Source organism: Silvimonas iriomotensis, assembly GCF_014645535.1.
In the GTDB taxonomy this organism is placed as follows: Bacteria; Pseudomonadota; Gammaproteobacteria; order Burkholderiales; family Chitinibacteraceae; genus Silvimonas; species Silvimonas iriomotensis.
On sequence record NZ_BMLX01000001.1, the window covers coordinates 268,549 to 285,639 of the forward strand.

Annotated in this window: 15 protein-coding genes; 5 read left to right on the forward strand and 10 right to left on the reverse strand. The window is 59.9% G+C overall.

From position 1 onward, the window contains the following. Positions 1-2 precede the first annotated feature (2 nt). From IEX57_RS01215 to IEX57_RS01230, 4 genes are all read right to left on the reverse strand, one after another. Positions 3-1,073, reverse strand: a complete 1,071-nt coding sequence (locus tag IEX57_RS01215) for an efflux RND transporter periplasmic adaptor subunit (protein ID WP_229708585.1) — start codon at positions 1,071-1,073, stop codon at positions 3-5. A 357-nt stretch (positions 1,074-1,430) separates the two neighbouring features. Continuing rightward, positions 1,431-2,423 carry a ChbG/HpnK family deacetylase gene (locus tag IEX57_RS01220; RefSeq protein WP_188701498.1) on the reverse strand — a complete coding sequence of 331 codons (993 nt, stop codon included), beginning with the start codon at positions 2,421-2,423 and terminating at the stop codon, positions 1,431-1,433. A gap of 174 nt (positions 2,424-2,597) precedes the next feature. Next, on the reverse strand, positions 2,598-5,405 hold the full coding sequence (locus IEX57_RS01225) for a hybrid sensor histidine kinase/response regulator (RefSeq protein ID WP_188701502.1): 2,808 nt from the start codon (positions 5,403-5,405) through the stop codon (positions 2,598-2,600). Continuing rightward, positions 5,402-5,776, reverse strand: coding sequence for a hypothetical protein (locus IEX57_RS01230; RefSeq protein WP_188701505.1), 375 nt, complete (start codon positions 5,774-5,776; stop codon positions 5,402-5,404). The genes IEX57_RS01225 and IEX57_RS01230 overlap by 4 nt, the downstream gene beginning before the upstream one ends. Here IEX57_RS01230 and IEX57_RS01235 point away from each other — a divergent pair. From IEX57_RS01235 to mscL, 4 genes are all read left to right on the forward strand, one after another. Continuing rightward, on the forward strand, positions 5,765-6,859 hold the full coding sequence (locus IEX57_RS01235; protein ID WP_188701507.1) for an oxygenase MpaB family protein: 1,095 nt from the start codon (positions 5,765-5,767) through the stop codon (positions 6,857-6,859). The two genes, IEX57_RS01230 and IEX57_RS01235, sit on opposite strands and share 12 nt — an antisense overlap. Before the next feature lie 199 nt (positions 6,860-7,058). After that, entirely contained in the window at positions 7,059-7,784 is a 726-nt protein-coding gene (locus tag IEX57_RS01240) for a transmembrane-type terpene cyclase (protein WP_188701508.1), read from the forward strand. A 77-nt stretch (positions 7,785-7,861) separates the two neighbouring features. Then, positions 7,862-8,923, forward strand: a complete 1,062-nt coding sequence (rlmM, locus tag IEX57_RS01245; RefSeq protein ID WP_188701510.1) for a 23S rRNA (cytidine(2498)-2'-O)-methyltransferase RlmM — start codon at positions 7,862-7,864, stop codon at positions 8,921-8,923. An 83-nt stretch (positions 8,924-9,006) separates the two neighbouring features. After that, on the forward strand, positions 9,007-9,444 hold the full coding sequence (mscL, locus tag IEX57_RS01250) for a large conductance mechanosensitive channel protein MscL (RefSeq protein ID WP_188701512.1): 438 nt from the start codon (positions 9,007-9,009) through the stop codon (positions 9,442-9,444). A gap of 152 nt (positions 9,445-9,596) precedes the next feature. Here the strand turns inward: mscL and IEX57_RS01255 are convergent, their stop codons facing one another. Further along, positions 9,597-9,914, reverse strand: coding sequence for a nucleotide pyrophosphohydrolase (locus IEX57_RS01255; RefSeq protein WP_188701515.1), 318 nt, complete (start codon positions 9,912-9,914; stop codon positions 9,597-9,599). Positions 9,915-10,037: 123 nt separating this feature from the next. Here IEX57_RS01255 and ribA point away from each other — a divergent pair, with 123 nt between their 5' ends. Next, positions 10,038-10,706 carry a GTP cyclohydrolase II gene (ribA, locus tag IEX57_RS01260; RefSeq protein WP_188701516.1) on the forward strand — a complete coding sequence of 223 codons (669 nt, stop codon included), beginning with the start codon at positions 10,038-10,040 and terminating at the stop codon, positions 10,704-10,706. Between the two features lie 73 nt (positions 10,707-10,779). Here the strand turns inward: ribA and leuA are convergent, their stop codons facing one another. The 5 genes from leuA to IEX57_RS01285 all read right to left on the reverse strand — a co-directional run bounded on the left by leuA (position 10,780) and on the right by IEX57_RS01285 (position 17,050). Further along, a complete protein-coding gene (leuA, locus tag IEX57_RS01265; protein ID WP_188701518.1) occupies positions 10,780-12,429 on the reverse strand; it encodes a 2-isopropylmalate synthase in 1,650 nt (549 codons plus the stop codon). A gap of 258 nt (positions 12,430-12,687) precedes the next feature. Further along, entirely contained in the window at positions 12,688-13,872 is a 1,185-nt protein-coding gene (locus tag IEX57_RS01270; protein ID WP_188701520.1) for an MFS transporter, read from the reverse strand. 187 nt (positions 13,873-14,059) lie between these two features. Further along, a complete protein-coding gene (locus IEX57_RS01275; protein WP_188701523.1) occupies positions 14,060-15,694 on the reverse strand; it encodes an isovaleryl-CoA dehydrogenase in 1,635 nt (544 codons plus the stop codon). Positions 15,695-15,794: 100 nt separating this feature from the next. Then, positions 15,795-16,061: a DUF3862 domain-containing protein gene (locus IEX57_RS01280; protein ID WP_188701526.1), complete on the reverse strand. Its 267-nt coding sequence runs from the start codon at positions 16,059-16,061 to the stop codon at positions 15,795-15,797. 95 nt (positions 16,062-16,156) lie between these two features. Continuing rightward, the gene (locus tag IEX57_RS01285; RefSeq protein WP_188701527.1) at positions 16,157-17,050 is read right to left on the reverse strand and encodes a LysR family transcriptional regulator; all 894 of its coding nucleotides are present in this window, start codon (positions 17,048-17,050) and stop codon (positions 16,157-16,159) included. Between the last annotated feature and the right edge of the window lie 41 nt (positions 17,051-17,091).

Genomic DNA, 17,091 nt, shown 5'->3' on the forward strand with positions numbered 1-17,091 from the left:
CCTTACTGCGCGTCGTTGGTGTGGGCAACGGCGGCAGGGGCATCGCTGGCGGCAACGTCGCTGGCAGCAACAGGCTCAACCGGTGATCCCGGGTGCGCCTTGAGCACACCTTCCACCACAATGCGCTCGCCACCCTTCAGGCCGCTGTTGACCAGTACGTCGGTGCCGTAGGTATCGCCCAGTTGTACCACGCGCGGCTCAACCACATTCTTGTCGTTGACCACCAGCACGGCTTTGTCTGCCTGGATCTGTACCACGGCGCGCTGCGGGATCAAGAGGGCGTTCTTGTGGATGATGCCGCCCACCAGCACACGCACAAACTGGCCGGGCAGCAATTTGCCCTGCGGGTTGGGGATGATCGCCCGGGCGCTGATGGTGCCGGTGGTGGTATCCACTTTGCTGTCAGAGAAATCGATGGTGCCGCTGCGATCGTACAAGGTGCCGTCAGACAGGCGCAGCTTCACCGGGAAGCGCTGGCCGGCAGGCAGCACAATCTCGCCGCGCTGCGCTTGTTGCTGCAGCATCAGCTTGTCGGATTCCGAATAAGAGAAATTGGCGTACAGCGGATCGAGCTGGTTGATGGTGGTCAGCAAACCGCCGTTGGCCGAAGGCGACACCAGGCTGCCTTCAGAGAAGTTCAGCTTGCTGGCCATGCCATCAATCGGGGCGACCACACTGGTGTAACCCAGGTTGATGTGGGCTTCTTCGGTTTTGGCTTTGGCAGAAGCCACGTTGGCAACGGCCGAGTCATACGCGGACATCGCGTCGTCGTAATCCTTGCGGGAGACGGCGTTTTCCTTGTACAGCGGCACGATCCGGTCCCGGTCTGCCGTGGCTTTGTCCAGTGCCGCCTTGGCCTGGGCTTCTACGCCCACCGCCTGATCCAGCGCGGCCTTGTAGGGCGCCGGGTCAATCTGGAACATCAACTGGCCGGCCTTGACCGGTTTGCCTTCCGTGTATTCACGCTTGAGCAGAATGCCTTCTACCCGTGCGCGCACCTCAATCTGCCGGTAGCCCGCAGTCTGGCCGACAATTTCAAATGTGGTTTCGATGTCATGCGGCTGGATCTGCATGACGGCCACTTTGGGCGGCGGTTGCTGGGGAGCGGCGGATTTTTTATCGCAACCGGAAAGGGAAATGGAAAGGGCAAGGGCAACAGGAATGCAGACAGGCAGCACGCGACCGGAAAACACGGATATCCCCTCTTTGACGATATGGCTGGCGCTTCGTCAGGCTGATTTATATAAAAGCGGTGAAAACGTTCCTGCCGGAGCTGGGCGGAATGAGTTTGCATTTATATATAGGTCAGAAAATCAGCATTTGATGAGAATCACACGCGCTTTCTTGTAGGTTTTGTCTGAGCTTTATAAGCCAGATGTCATTTATCGCTGGTTACAGGCGCCCTGCAGATTGCGGATAAAGTCATAAAACTACTGGTTGAATGCCTGCATCAGGCACTCATCCGTGTCGTCATTGATTTTCCCTTGCAATGACTGTAATGAATTGAAGTTGGTAAAACGGATACGGTCGCGCTGGGCCGATTTTTGTAAATCCGCATCACTCCAGGCCGCGTAATCCGCTTGCCGCAACGGCAAATCAGACAATTGGGCTTTGGCCGCGGGCGTACCCAGGGCAGGGCGGATAAACAGCAGGTTGACGCCTGCCGGCATACGCCGCAGCAGCGCGGCGTAATCATCGGTGCGGTCCGCGGATTTACTGGTGGCGGGCGTGATCAGGGAGCTGGCGGTATCCGGCGTGATGATGCCGGCGCGCTGGCCATTGCGGTTGAGCGCCTGTTGCCGATCCAGCGGCATGTCGCCCAGCGTGGTAATCATGGCATAACCGGTTTGCCGGGCCAGTGAGAGATACACCCGCGTCAACATGGGGCTGGCGCGCCAGAATGCACTGCGCGGTTCCAGATGACTGATGCTGAGCCCGGCATCGCGCGCTTTGGCGATCTGGGCATTGAGTTCCAGGCGCACGTCGATTTCCGTCGCGTGCTGGGCTAGTTCGGCCGGGGTGCGCCAGAGATTGCCCTGGCCATTGTAGAGCGAGGGCACGGTGGCGGCCGGCAACACGCCGCGCCAGGGCAGTTTGTCCTGTGCCTCGTTGGTCAGCGCCAGGGTAATGCCCACGTTCAGATTGCGCGTTCGCGCGCGCTGGGCCGCGCTATCAAATGTTTTGCCGGCGGGCAGCAAGGCCAGCGTCTGGATGGCGCCGCTATCGACCAGCTCAAAGGCGGCGGCATCGATATCCGTCTGCATGCCCACGTCGGTGGCTTCAACAATCACCACCTTGTCTTGCGGCTTGAAGCCAAGGCAACTGCCCAGCGGCGTCGCGTGTGCCGTCAGCGCGGGCACGTACCCGACAAACACGGCGATACCCAGCACCAGACTACGACCCATCCACCCATGAACTCGCATTGCAACACCATCGTTGTGATTCAACGTTTACCACAGCCCTCGTGCCCGGTCAGCGCGAAGGCCAATTTCCGGATGGGGGTCAGCATAACAACAACTTGTCGCTGACAAAATTCGATACAGGCAGGGTGTTGCGCGCATGGCCTGCGCGGCATGACGGGTGGATAAAGGCGGGGTTCAGGCGGTTTCGTCGTTCAGTGGTTCGGCGGCCAGTTGCCGCGCACGACGGGTCACAATGGCACTGGCTGCGGCCAGTTCAAGCTGGGCGACCGCCAGTTGCATGGCTTCGGGCTTTTGTTCCAGCGCTTCCAGTGCGCGCATCAGCTTCAGCATGCCGATCTGCCCGGCAATGCCCTTGGCGCTGTGCGCATGGCGGCTGCGTTCGGCCAGCGTTTCTTCGCCGGCCAGGTTTTGCAGCAAGATGCTGACCCGATCAAGGCCGCGCTGGGCAATCGGCAGGGCTTTTTCCAGGGTGTAACCCATGGCGGCAGCGGCTTCTTCCAGCGTGGCGGGCAATTGCGATTGCGCCGGCACGGCGGTTTTGTCGATCAATGCGCGCAGCAGTTGATCACGCGTGAACGGTTTGGTGACCCAGCCATCCACGCCGTTGGCGGCCAGTTGTTCCGGATCGGGCGAGTGGCCGGCGCTGACCAGCAGGAACATGCCCTTGTAACCCAGTTTGCGCAGGGTTTGCGCCAGCCGCACGCCATTCATGAACGGCATGTGGAAGTCGGCCAGGATGATGTCGATGCGCTGATTGGCCCGCCAGATGCCCATGGCATCAATGCCGTCTTCCGCGCTCAGCACATTGGCGCCGGCCCGGAGCAGAATGTCGCTCAAAAGGTCACGGTTAAGCGGCTGGTCTTCGGCAATCAGTACGTTGCGGCCGCTCAGCACGCCTTGCCAGTCGTGATGGCTGGATTCATGCACCGGCTGGGCCGGCGTGACCGGCACATTGACGGTAAAGGTGGAGCCCTGGCCTGGCGTGCTGTCCAGTTCGATATGCCCGCCCATCAAGTGGGTGAAGTCGCGGCAGATCGACAAACCCAGCCCGGCACCCCCGGCGCGGCGGCCGGCGGCAGCTTGTTCAAACGGGGTGAAGATCATTTCAACATCTTTGGCAGAAATGCCCGGCCCGGTATCAATAACCTTGGCCACCAGCCAGTGTCCCTGGCCCGGGCGTGCTTCATGCGCCAGGTGAATGGCCACTTTGCCTTCTTCGGTCAGCTTGATGGCATTGCCGATCAGGTTGACCAGAATCTGCCGCCATTTGCCCGCATCCAGCCGGAACCAGCCCTGATCTGGCGCGATGATCTCGAACGCCACGCCCTTGCGTGCGGCCTGTTCATGGAACAAACCCTGCAGCTGGCGTACCAGCGCCGGGATCGACATCGGCGTTTCATACAGCTTGATATGACCGGCTTCCAGCTTGCTCACATCCAGCACGTTGCCGATCAGGCTCAGCAGATATTCGCCGCTGTCGCCAATATGAGAGAGCCATTGCGACTGGTGTGGACGCAGGTCGCGCTCGTCAGACAGGCGCTCCACATAGCCCAGAATGGCCGTCAGCGGCGTGCGGATTTCATGGCTGACGTGGGCCAGGAAGGTGGTCTTGGCATGATTGGCGGTTTCGGCCTGGCTGCGCGCGGTTTCCAGTTCTGCGGTGCGCTGCGCGACAAGTGATTCAAGCCGTTCTGCCTCGGCAATCAGGTGCAGGCGGTAGGCTGATTCTGCGGCTTCCTTGCGGCGACGCAACTCGCGCACACGCAGCGCCATCGCCACGCTGAACAGCATGATCTCAATGACAATGCCGACAAAAATGAAGCGGTAGCTGAAGGTGTCGTGCTCGATCAGGCCGTAGTCACGCAGGCCCCAGGTTACCGTCAAGGAAACCGAATACGTCGCCCACGCGGCCAGGAACAGCTTGGCGCCCGGCACACGGTTGCGGATGGCGGCCACGCTGGCGGCAATGTAGATCAGAAAGCCGATACCGCCGATATTGAGCGCTTCGAGCGCAAACTGTTCTTTATCCAGCAAGGCAGCAATGCTGCTGACAGCGCCGATGGCCACAATGCACAGCAAGGCGCGATCCAGCCAGGGCGAAAAGCGCGAAACCTGCAGGTAGTGCCGCACAAACTGGGCCGCACAAATAAAGTAGATGCCGCTGCAGAAAAACAGCAGCTTGAAGCTGAAGTGGCCATGCCACAGCAACAAGGGCCAGACCCCGGTGGCGCTGTGGAACGAGATCGTCAGCATCACCAGGTTCAGGCCGTAATACAGAAACGCCTTGTCACGCGTGGCGGCAAAACCGGTGATGGCGCCAAACGCCACCAGCAACATGATCCCGATCATGCCGCCCAGCAAAAACATCTCATGATTATTGGCGCGGAAAAACGGCTGCTCGCCCCAGATACGCAGATCTGAATAGATCGGGCCGGCGATGTCGTTGTGGCCGTTGAACACCACCTGCATCAGCACTTCTTTGCTTTCCAGCCCGCCCAGAGGCTCGCGGAACACCGGGCGGATAGTGGAGAGCGGGCGGTTGTCTTCGCCCTGGCTGCTCAGAAAATCCTGCTGTTGCCATGGCCCCTTGCTGCCTTCAGGGCGGCTGTACAGCGTGACGCTGCCGACAAGGCCATCGGTGTATTCGATCAGGCCATTGATGGCCTCGGGCGAATCGTTGCGGATGACAAAGCGGAACCACCAGGCATCGCGGCTGTACCCGCGAGAGCGCATCAGACCATGGGGAGAATGGAATTTCCCGGTACTGGCAGCTTTGTCAGCTTCTTCGACCGTGGCGACCCGCGTAGGGTCTCGCCAGATTTTCAGCTCGCTATCCAGTTCCACGCCGGCGGTGCCGGCATCGACATTCACCGCGCGGGCCGGCGCCATCCCCAGACCGAAGACGAGCAGGCAGAGCATCTGCAATAGCAGATACGCGGCGATGCGGCCTTTGCCTGTGCCGCGTACTTGCCTTGTGCTCATGTTGGTGTGGGTGTCCTGCTGATCCGGCTCGGGTAGGTCTGGATGCTGGTTTGTAAGCTGTTGCCGGGATATGCCTTTGGCATTTTCAGCTGTTCGTCGCGCAGTATCCCGCCAAATGGCGCTTTTGTCGTCCATGCGCGCACGTTCATCCTGAAATTGATGCAAAACCACCCGATTTTGTCTCTTTTGTCGCCAGGGATACACGACAAATACATGTCGCTGCTGTTATTTTTCTGCGGTGGAACTATGATCTGGCGCTTTAAAAACATGTCAGGAATGCCATGCAAGTCTGGAGCAATGCTCTGCTGGATGAATTCAAGCGCACCGCCGACCCACTCGCGGACGATTGCATCCGGCATTTGATCGCTCACGGCGATATCGCCACTGCCAACGATGTGCTGGCACGCCTTGATACCGATCAGACCTGGCCCGCGGATACCCCCGCGCCATTGCTGGCTTACCTGAATGCCACCAGCAGTTTGCCGGCCGATGTAGACATGGCCCGCATTCACCGGGCGCAGGCGTTTTTTACCCGATTCGGATTGCAGTTTGGCGTCAGCCTGATGTGCCGCTCGCTGCCGGTGTTGTACGCCGGCAAGCAGGGCGGGGCGCAGGTGCTGGCCGCCACCGGCCAGTTGACCAACCGTTTTGAGCGCCGCGCTTCTGAAACGCTGCGCTTTATCCTGAACAGCGCCGAGCCGGGCGGCCTTGATGCTGGCGGCAAGGGGTTGCTGACCATTCGCAAAGTGCGGCTGATGCACGCCGCCATCCGCCATTTCGCCCTGGCCACGCGCGGCTGGCCGCAAACCGCCTGGCCTGAGCAATGGGGCATGCCGATCAACCAGGAAGAACTGGCCGGCACCATGCTGGCGTTCTCGACCATCGCGGTCGAGGGCCTGCGTACGCTGGGTGTCGAGGTCAGCAAGGCGGACGAAGAAGACCAGTTGTATCTGTGGAAAACCATTGGCCACGTGCTGGGGATCATCCCCGAAGCCATGCCGGACGATGTCGGCAGCGCCCGTGATTTCTGGCAGGCACTGGATCGCCGCAATTTCGGCCCGTCGCCCGCTGGCGCAAAACTGGCGCAAGCGCATGTGCAGTTTCTGCAATCCCAATTGCCGGAAATCGCCCACGGCCTTGTACCTGACCTGATGGCGGTGTTGCTGGGCCGCCGCGCTGCCGGTTATCTGGGCTTGCAGCAATCACACTGGTGGAGCTGGGCGATTGATCTGATGCGCTGGGTATTTCGCATCAAACGCAAACTGGCGGATAGCTCTCACACCGCGCAAAGCTTTGTCGAGATGTACAGCGAAGTGCTGATGGAAGCGCTGCAAAAACACTGGGCCAGCGCCGACCCTGGCGTGCCGTTCCGCATTCCCGATACCGCGCTGCATCCGGTGACGCGGCCCGCGCCGGCCAGTGGCCCGCAGGTACAGATCGAAATCCAGTCCTGACTGGTCGGGGCAGCCGTTCGCTGCAATAAACCAGGCGTATAACCGCGCTGCGGGATTGCTGGCGGTGGCGCACCGGCCATGCAGGCATGCCGGGCTGCAGGATGATCAGTTGAGCGCTGGATGGCAAGGTCATTGCCGTTTGACGTAACACCCACTGCGCCAGCAGGCGCCCACAAACAAAAAGAGCAGGGAGCGTTTCATGATGATTGTCGCCAGCGGTGCCAATGACCCCACCGCCTTGTTCAATACCATCAGCATTGATGGCAGCATCTACACCACACCGCAGCTGGCGTTCTTTGCCATTGGCTGCCTGTTGTGGGTCGTCGCCTATGCGTTTGTGCTGGTGCAGGCGCACCGCAACCGCGTAGTGGAAATGGCCGTGCTGGCCGGCGCCAGCAACCTGGCGTGGGAGTTCGTCTGGGGCGTGCCGCTGCACACCGACATGGGCCTTTTTCTGGTGTGGACCTACCGCGCCTGGCTGGTGTTTGACCTGTTTATCTTTTATCAGGTGCTCAAACTGGGCCGCGAGCAATTCACCACCGACTTTTTCAAGCGCCACTACAACGCCATTGTCTGCGCGACCGTGGTGTTCTTTATTGCCATGTACTGGGGCATGTCGTTGTCCGGTATTGATTCGCCCATTGGCGCGCGCTCGGCCTATGTCTGCCAGTTCATCATCAGCGTGTTGTGCCTGATCTTGCTGGTACAGCAACCCTCGACCATCGGCTATGCCTGGACCATCACCTGGCTGCGCAGCCTGGGCACTTTGCTGGTCTCGGTTTTCATGGTGCTGCATTACCCGAAAGATGTGTTCCTGCTGGTGCTGTGCGCCGGCGCGACGATTCTGGATGCGTTCTACTGCGTGTATTTCCTGCGCTTGCGTGGCAGCAAAACCGTGCCGCTGCCGGTGCAGGCGGCGGCCTGATCGGCGCCCGATGTTTTTGGGAACCCGGCCAAGTCAGGTATCCTGCGCCTTTGAATTGAATTGCGCTGGTTAGTCCTATGCGTCACGCACTGCTGTTTTATTGCCGGGCCGGTTTCGAGAACGACTGCCGTCAGGAGTGGGAAGCCCGCTCCGGCCAGACGGGGGGTTGGGAAACCGCGCCCGGCTTTGCCTTGTTCAAGCCCGGCAAAGGGGGCGAGGCTGACCCGAATCCGCCCGCCGCCAAAGAACTGATTTTTGCCCGGCAGATGCTTTATGTGCTGGCCGATGTGCAACTGGGCGACAAGGACCGGCTGACGCCGATCATTGATGCGCTCAAGGCTGGCAAGACGCAATCGTTCAAGGAAGTCTGGCTGGAACACCCGGATTCAGACGAAGGCAAGCCGCTATCCGGCTTTTGCCGCCGCTTTGGCGATATCGCCAGCAAGGCGCTGCAAGAACAAGGCCTGATTGACCCGAATGCGCGCTTTCGCCTGCATTTGTTCTTTCCCTCCATGAACCGGGTAGTGATCGCCTCGGTAGACCCCAACCTGGCCGCCAGCGACTGGCCCATGGGGATTCCACGCGTGCGCATGCCGGCCGAAGCCCCCAGCCGCTCCACGCTGAAACTGGCTGAAGCCTTCATGACGCTGGTACCAGACGCCGAAAGCCTGCTCAAACCGGGCATGACCGGCGTTGATCTGGGCGCAGCCCCCGGCGGCTGGACATACCAGCTGGTTACCCGCGGGATCAAAGTGTATGCCATTGATAACGGCCCCATGAAGGGCGACATGGCGATTCACCCCAACGTCAAACACATGCGCACCGACGGTTTCAAGTTCAGGCCGCAAAACCCGGTGGACTGGCTGGTGTGCGACATGATCGAACAACCCGCGCGCGTGGCACAGTTGATCGCGCAATGGGTGGCGCACGGACAGGCGCGGCTGGCGGTGTTCAACCTTAAACTGCCCATGAAAAAACGCTGGTCCGAAGTCGAGCGCTGTTTTGGCTTGATCGACGAGATCATGCACGCCGCCGGTATCCGCTACACGCTGACGGCGAAACATCTTTATCACGACCGTGAAGAGATCACCTGTTTCCTGCAGCGGCAAAAGGCAGGTGGCAACAAGCGTGGCCGGTAAGGGCGGGCGCCGTTGACAGCATGACGCCTTCCCGGCAGGCTTTATGCCATATTCATTTCAGGTTCAACCAGGGGTAAGCGGACATGTTCAAGGAATTCAAAGAATTTGCCATGCGCGGCAATGTGGTCGATCTGGCCGTGGGTGTGATCATTGGCGCGGCTTTTGGCAAGATTGTGGATTCGCTGGTCAAAGACATCATCATGCCGCCGATTGGCCTGATTCTGGGTAAAGTGGATTTCAGCAACCTGTACGTGCTGCTCAGGGAAAGCGACAAAACCCCCGGCCCGTACGCCACGCTGGAAGCCGCCCAGAAAGCCGGCGCCGTCACGCTCAATTACGGTAATTTCATCAACATTGCCATCAGTTTTGTGATTGTGGCTTTTGCCGTGTTTTTGCTGGTCAAGGGTCTGAACAGCATGAAGCGCGCAGAAGAAGCCGCCCCGGCCGCGCCCGCGCCGACACCGGAAGACGTGCAACTCTTGCGTGAGATTCGTGATCTGTTGCAGCAGCAAAAGCAGTAAGTGGCGGCTGCCCACCCAATAAAAAACCGGCCTGACGCCGGTTTTTTTATTGGGTGGGTTGCAGGCAACCCGGCAACACCAGATGCAATTGTGCAACCCTCTGGCACACCTCACACCTCACACCTCACACCTCACACCTCACACCTCACACCTCACACCTTCGGCGGATGCTTGATGGCGTTCAGTTTCATCTTGCGCAGCATGGCCGCTTCCATATCCACGTTCATGACATCGGCCAGTTGCAGCATATACAGCATGACATCGGCCATTTCCTGTTCCACCAGGTCACGCTTTGCCTCATCTTGCGCCAGGGCCTGCGATTCTTCCGGCGTCAGCCACTGAAAATGCTCGACTAGTTCGGCCATTTCCACCGACATGGCCATCACCAGGTTTTTGGGCGTGTGATAGCGGGCCCAGTCGCGGGCGGCGACAAAGTCCCTGAGTTGCTGCTGCAGCGCGGGTAAATCCATAGAGATTCCTTGAAAAACAGCACTCGCCGGCAACTGTATGCTGGCGTGGTATTGAATATCACGATGATGGCACCATCATGATATGTGATTTCCAATACCGACTCTGCTTGTGGAATTTCCCTCATGTCCGATATCCAGGCCAGCGAACCTCTTGAAAGTGCCCTGCAACTGGCCAGCTTTGTAGCCCGTTCCCGTCTGCCCACCAAACATGGTGAGTTCACGGCGCACGTCTATCGCTCCCACCTTGATGGTGTGGAACACGTCGCGCTGGTCGCGGGTGACGTCGCCAATCGTGAAGCGGTGCTGGTGCGCCTGCATTCTGAATGCCTGACCGGTGACGTGTTCGGCTCTTTGCGTTGTGATTGCGGCGAGCAACTGGAGATGGCGCTGGAGCGCATCAGCAAGGTGGGCTCGGGTGTGCTTCTGTACCTGCGCGGCCAGGAAGGGCGCGGTATCGGGCTGGCACACAAGATCCAGGCCTACGCGCTGCAGGATCAGGGCATGGATACGGTTGATGCCAACACCGCGCAAGGCTTGCCGGTAGATGCGCGCAGCTATGATGCCGCGGCGGAAATCCTGCTGGATCTGGGGATCAAATCCGTGCGCCTGATGAGCAACAACCCCAAAAAACTGGCTGCGCTGGAAGCCTCTGGCGTGCCGGTGGTAGAGCGGGTGATCCACCAGGTGGTGCCCAACAAGGAAAACATCCACTACCTGGAGACCAAGCGGGTACGGATGGGGCATATGCTGTCGGAAGACACCCACCTGTGTTACCGCAAGTGCGACCAATAGTGTCAGCAACAGCGTGACCAGATAGAAAAAGCCGGGTTAGCCCGGCTTTTTTGTGGCCCGCGTTGGGCAAACATCAGCCCTTGGCCGCGCGGTTCATCCCGCTCAGCACGGCCTTGATCGCGGCGGTGACGATATCGCTATCCACGCCCACGCCATACAGCGTGCGGCCATCCGGTACACGCAGTTCCACATAGCATGCCGCGCGGGCGTCTTCGCCTTTCCCCAGCGAGTGCTCGTGGTACTCCACGATATGCGCCTTGCCATCAAGTGCGCGCACAAAAGCTTCCAGCGGGCCTTTGCCTTCGCCCTGCAGTTGCACGCGTTGCCCGGCCAGGGCGATATCGGCGGTGATGGCAATGCCGCCATTTTTGGCGCTGTGCAAATGGTGGGCGTAATACGTCCACGGTTCGACGGCACGCAGGTATTCCTGGGTAAAGATGTCGTGGATATCTGAGCTGGTGATCTCGCGTCCGGTCTCGTCAGAGACGCGCTGGATGGCGCGGCTGAACTCGATCTGCATGCGGCGCGGCATTTCAAAGCCGTATTCCTGTTGCAGCACAAAGCTCACCCCGCCCTTGCCGGACTGGCTGTTGACGCGGATCACGGCGTCGTAGCTGCGGCCCACATCGGCCGGGTCGATCGGCAGGTAAGGGACTTCCCAGAATTCATCGGCCTGTTGTCTGGCCAGGCCCTTCTTGATGGCGTCCTGGTGCGATCCGGAAAACGCGGTGTAGACCAGATCGCCCGCGTACGGGTGGCGCGGATGCACCGGCAACTGGTTGCAGCACTCCACCACTTCACGAATGGTATCAATCTGGCTGAAATCGAGGCCCGGATGCACGCCCTGGCTGTACAGGTTCAGGCCCAGCGTCACCAGATCCACATTGCCTGTGCGCTCGCCATTGCCAAACAGACAACCCTCAACCCGGTCCGCGCCGGCCATGACGGCCAGTTCTGCCGCTGCCACGGCCGTGCCGCGATCATTGTGCGGGTGGACTGACAAAATCACGCTGTCGCGGCGGACCAGCTGGCGGCTCATCCACTCGATCTGGTCGGCATAGGTATTGGGCGTGGACATCTCTACCGTGGCCGGCAGGTTGATGATCATTTTGCGTTCGGGTGTCGGTTGCCACAGGCCAATGACGGCATTGCAGACTTCCAGCGCAAAATCAGGCTCGGTGGCAGAGAAAGTCTCTGGCGAGTACTGGTAAACCCAGTCGGTTTCCGGATATTGCTCAGTGTATTTGCGCACAAGGCGCGTGCCTTCCAGCGCCAGTTGTTTGACGCCTTCACGATCCGTGTCGAACACAATGCGCCGCCAGGCCGGGGCGATGGGGTTATACAAATGCACGATCGCCCGGCGCGAACCCACCAGAGATTCCACGCTGCGCTTGATCAGGTCTTCACGCGACTGGGTCAATACTTCAATGGTCACGTCATCCGGAATATGCCGCTCTTCAATCAGCTTGCGCACAAAGTCGTAGTCGGTTTGCGAGGCAGAAGGGAAGGCGACTTCAATCTCTTTGAAACCGATCTGCACCAGCGTCTGGAACATGCGCAGCTTTTTCTCGGCATTCATGGGGTCGATCAGCGCCTGGTTACCGTCGCGCAGGTCGGTGCTCATCCAGATGGGGGGATGGGTGATGCGCTGGTTGGGCCAGGTGCGGTCAGGCAAGGCGATCGGGCTGAATGCGCGGTACTTGCTGGCTGGGTTCGGATGCACGGTGCTCTCCTGGTGATTTTTTGGACTAAATGTATAAATTGTCTAACGTTTTGCCTGTGTCTTGATCAAATCTAGTGGTTGAGTGATCTTTTTGTCAAACAAATTTGGAAATAAAGTCTAAAAATAATCTGGCCATCAAATATATTGTACTTAATGTCTAATATGGGATGAATTGATCGCAGCAAAGCAAACGGCCCGCATAGAGCGGGCCGTTTTCAGGTCATACACTGTGATAGCAGCAAGCCGGATGGCGCCGGATCAGACATCCTTCATGCGGAAACAACAGAACAAGGCGGTACAGACGCTGAGCACCGCCACATAAAACACTGCGTGATAACCCCACAGCTCGGCCACCGAACCGGCCACCGCGCCGGCAACAATCGAGCCCGTCCGCGTGCTGGTGGCAAACAGCGTGGTCGCCATGCCGACCTGGCCGGGCATGACATCCTGGAAATACAACATGCCGATCCCGGCGATGATGCCGATGAAAATGGCATTGAGCAGCTGCATGGCAATCATGGCGTATTCGTTGGAGATCAACGTCATGCAGATGTAGAACAGCACGCCGGCGCCAGTGGCAAAACGCATCATGCTGCGTTTGCCGAAACGCCGCGTGTAATAACCGGCGATCAGCATGGCGGGGATTTCCAGCGCCGCAGCAGTGCCCATGAGAATGCCGACCGTGCGTTCCGGCAGGCCCAGATCCCGCGTGATATAGAGCGGCATGGTGATCAGGTACATGCTGTTGCAGGTCCACATCAAGGTGCAGCCAATAAACAAAAGCCGCACTTGCGGGTCACGCCACCAGCTTACCCGCGGGGCATTGGCGGCGGCGTGATGCTTGCGTGCGGGCAAGTCTGGCAGCACTTTCCAGACAATCAGCGCACAGCCCAGAAAGGCCGCCGCCGCACCCAGATACATGGCCGGAAAGCCATAACCAATCGCCAGCGCAAAGGCCAGCGGCGGGCCGACGACCCAGGCCAGTGAAATCTGCGCCCGCATGATGGAATTGAACATGACGGCTTCACGGCCGGAGTGGTCGGCATGCTCACGCGCCAGCGCAAACACTTGCGGGTTGCCGGTGCCGCCAAAGCTGCCCAGCACCACGCCGACGGTAATCAGCAACAGGTAGTGGCGATCAAACGCAAACAGCACGCAGCCCAGCATGCCCAGCAAACAGCACCACACAATCAGCATGCGGCGGTTGATGCCCTTGTCGGAGTGATGCGCCAGCCACTGGCTGATCAGAATGCCGATGATGGCGCTGACCGTGTAGAAGGTGCCGACCAGCAAGGGACGCACACCGACTTCATTGCTCAGGAACAGGCTCAGTGTAGGGACTTGTAACGCACCGGCAGTACCGGTGAGAAACGCCACCACCAGGAAAGCGGCGGAAGCAAGATCAGGCTTTTGCCTGTAATAAAAGGCGGTCAGGGCGCGCATGGCATATGCCGGCCCTTATTCCGACATGGTGTCAGCTTGGGGTCGAGGCAGCAGGTAAGAAATTGCAAAAGAAATAATCAACACTATGAAACAGTGTATTAAACCGCCGTCATTTTCTCACGCCCGTTTATGTCACCGTTTGTGCTGATCTTGTCGTACGTGCATAAAGCGGGGACAAGCGGCGGCTTCAGAACCGGGGCAACGCGCGCTCCAGCAACAAGTGCACCTCCCGCACCTGGGCGCCGTACTGGCTGGCCGTGGCGTTCAGCCGGCCGTGGCACCAGGCATCAGCCACCGCCGCATTGCCGTTTTCCAGCAAAACTGCAGCGCACGCCAGGTTGATCATGCGCTCGGCCAGATCGCGCATGCGGTGATCTTCCGGCGTGGCCAGCAAAGGCCCGATGATGGTGGAGGCCACTGCAAACGCGGGGTGGGCGCGAGAGAGCGGGGCAAACCAGTTCTCCAGCGCGTCACGCGTGTCCGGCTCTTTGGCCAGCGCGCGCATGATATCCAGCGCCATGATGTTGCCTGAGCCTTCCCAGATCGCGTTCACGGGCATTTCGCGGTAAATGCGGGGCAAGTCGCTTTCTTCGATATAACCATTGCCGCCCAGTACCTCCATGGCCTCGACCACAAACCCGGCGCCACGTTTGCAGATCAGGTATTTGGCGGCGGGCGTCAGAATCCGGGCCAGCGCTTGTTCATGCGGTTCGGCTTGCGGGCGGCGCCAGCGGGCAAGGCGCAACAAAAGCGCGGTGTAGCCTTCAAGGTCCAGTGCCAGATCTGCCAGCACGCAGGCCATCAGCGGGTGTTCAACCAGCCTTTTGCCAAAGGTATGCCGATGCCGCGCATGGTCAAGCGCCAGCGAGAGCGCCCGGCGCATCAGGCCGGTGCTGCCCAGGGCGCAATCAAACCGCGTGTGGCTGCCCATTTCCAGAATCGTGCGGCCGCCTTTGCCTTCCTCGCCAATGAGCCATCCCAGGGCGTTGCTGAATTCAACTTCTGCACTGGCGTTGGCGCGATTACCCAGTTTGTCCTTAAGCCGCTGCAACACAATGCCGTTGCGCTGACCATCGGGCAAAACGCGCGGCAACAAGAAGCACGATAATCCGCCCGCAGCTTGCGCCAGCACCAGATGCGCGTCGCTTTGCGGGACTGAGAAAAACCACTTGTGGCCGTTGATACGATACATGCCATCACCAGTCGGTGCGGCCTCGGTGATATTGGCGCGGACATCGGAACCGCCTTGTTTCTCGGTCATGCCCATGCCGATCAACACGCCGCGCTTGGCGGGCGCCGGGGCGTCGGACGGGTCGTACAGCGGTGAGAGCAGGGGCGAGAGCCAATCCGCGCAGGGGCCACGCTCGGCCATGATGGTGCCCTGCAAGACCGGAATGGCGCCGTAGGTCATGGTGACCGGGCACAAAGTGCCGGCCTCGACCTGCGCGTGCAACATGAAGCGCACTGCGCGCGCCACCGCAGAATCATCCGGATCGCCCCAATGGCCGTTGTGCAGGCGGCTGGCGGTGACCTCGGTCATCAGCCGATGCCAGGCGGGGTCGAAATCCACGCGATCAATACGCCGGCCACCCGCGTCATACCGCAGCAGCTCCGGGCCGTGGCGGTTGGCGCGCCGGCCCAGTTCAAAGGCCTCTGGCGTACCCAGTCGCGCGCCCAGGCGGGTCAACAACTGGCTGTAATCGTTGCCGGGAGACTCCGCCGCCAGTGCCTCGCGCAGCGGCAGATCAGCCAGGAACAGGTTGTAGTCGTCCAGCGGGCGTGGCTGGTTCAGCGGGTCTGGTGTGGCGGGATGGCGGGTCATGCCGGAACTCCATCAGGCGGGCATGACTCAGGCTAGACCGGCGCGGCGCAGAAAAACAGGCCGCGCCGTCCAGTGAGGGCGGGGGAGTGGCTGGCGGTGCTTAGTGCTTTTGCAGGTCTTTGGTCAGCACTACGCCGTTGACCAGGCGCAGCGTGATCACGGTCCCGCGTGATTCCCACACCGCGTTTTCGCCACTGATCCCCAGCAGCGAACTGCTTTCTGTTTTATCCGGCTCACCCAGAATTTTCACCACGTCAGCGCGGGCCATGCCGGTATCGATTCTGGCGTAGTTCTCGGCGGTGACTTTGCTGCAGGCCGCCAGCGTGAGTGTGAGCAGCGCGGCGATGAGCAGGGTTCTGGTTTTCATGTCGTCCTCTTTGGTTTGTTTTTGTGTAGAAGTCTGCCAGTTTACCCTGACACCCAGGCACCGCCGTTGACCTGCGCCGACCGCTGCGGTGCAGTTCACAACATGCCTGGCAGCTTTTCACCCAGAAAGTCCAGAAAACAACGAATCCGCGCCGACAAACCGGTGTTGCGGTAATACACGGCATGAATGGGCTGGAAGGTGGTCATGGTGAAATGCGGCAGCACTTCAACCAGCCTGCCGGCTGTTCTGGCCTTGCTGGTCATGAAGTCAGACAGGCACACAATGCCATTGCCTTGTTCGGCCAGTTGCAGCACGGATTCGCCGCTGGAACACACCAGCGCCGGCGTGATGGTGTAACCATCCCCCTCGGCGTGGCGCAGTGGCCAGGTGTTGAGCGACTCTGGCTGGCTGAACCCGATCAAAGAATGATCGGCCAGTTGCCCGACGTGTTCCGGCGTACCTTGCCGGGCCAGATACGACGGCGCGGCCAGCACCCGCAGCCGGGTGTGCCCCATGAACCGCGCATGCAGCGAGGAATCCTGCAATTGCCCGTGGCGGATAGCGATATCCGTGCGTTGTTCCAGCAGGTCGATAATGGTATCGCTGGCGTTCAGTTCCAGCGCAATGCCCGGATAGCGCTCGCGGAACTCTGCCACCAGCGGCACGATGACATGCAGGATGAACGGAAACGCCCCGTTGACACGCAAGCGCCCGGCCGGTTGTTCCCGCCGCACGGCCAGTTCTTCTTCGGCGTCGTCAATGGCGGCGATGATCCTGCGCGCGTTGGCCAGGAACAGGCGGCCTTCTTCGGTCAGTTCCAGTCGCCGCGTGGTGCGGTTAAGCAAGGTGGTGGCCAGTTTTTGCTCAAGCCGGGTGAGCGCCCGGCTGATGCCGGACGTGGTCTGGTCCAGTTGCTGTGCGGCGCCGGTGATGGACCCGGTGTCCACAACCGTGACAAACGCCAGCAATTCTTCAGTGCTGATTTTCATTTGTTGATTATTCATCAAGTCTGGCCCATTGCAACAGGCCA

What these genes read in the sequence shown, in the direction of transcription:
- ribA (WP_188701516.1), top strand. Translation starts at nt 10,038, where the DNA reads ATGTCCGATATCCAGGCCAGCGAACCTCTTGAAAGTGCCCTGCAACTG.
- IEX57_RS01225 (WP_188701502.1), bottom strand. Translation starts at nt 5,405, where the DNA reads ATGAGCACAAGGCAAGTACGCGGCACAGGCAAAGGCCGCATCGCCGCG.
- rlmM (WP_188701510.1), top strand. Translation starts at nt 7,862, where the DNA reads ATGCGTCACGCACTGCTGTTTTATTGCCGGGCCGGTTTCGAGAACGAC.
- mscL (WP_188701512.1), top strand. Translation starts at nt 9,007, where the DNA reads ATGTTCAAGGAATTCAAAGAATTTGCCATGCGCGGCAATGTGGTCGAT.
- IEX57_RS01240 (WP_188701508.1), top strand. Translation starts at nt 7,059, where the DNA reads ATGATGATTGTCGCCAGCGGTGCCAATGACCCCACCGCCTTGTTCAAT.
- IEX57_RS01255 (WP_188701515.1), bottom strand. Translation starts at nt 9,914, where the DNA reads ATGGATTTACCCGCGCTGCAGCAGCAACTCAGGGACTTTGTCGCCGCC.
- IEX57_RS01275 (WP_188701523.1), bottom strand. Translation starts at nt 15,694, where the DNA reads ATGACCCGCCATCCCGCCACACCAGACCCGCTGAACCAGCCACGCCCG.
- IEX57_RS01285 (WP_188701527.1), bottom strand. Translation starts at nt 17,050, where the DNA reads ATGAAAATCAGCACTGAAGAATTGCTGGCGTTTGTCACGGTTGTGGAC.
- IEX57_RS01280 (WP_188701526.1), bottom strand. Translation starts at nt 16,061, where the DNA reads ATGAAAACCAGAACCCTGCTCATCGCCGCGCTGCTCACACTCACGCTG.
- IEX57_RS01215 (WP_229708585.1), bottom strand. Translation starts at nt 1,073, where the DNA reads ATGCAGATCCAGCCGCATGACATCGAAACCACATTTGAAATTGTCGGC.
- IEX57_RS01220 (WP_188701498.1), bottom strand. Translation starts at nt 2,423, where the DNA reads ATGCGAGTTCATGGGTGGATGGGTCGTAGTCTGGTGCTGGGTATCGCC.
- IEX57_RS01270 (WP_188701520.1), bottom strand. Translation starts at nt 13,872, where the DNA reads ATGCGCGCCCTGACCGCCTTTTATTACAGGCAAAAGCCTGATCTTGCT.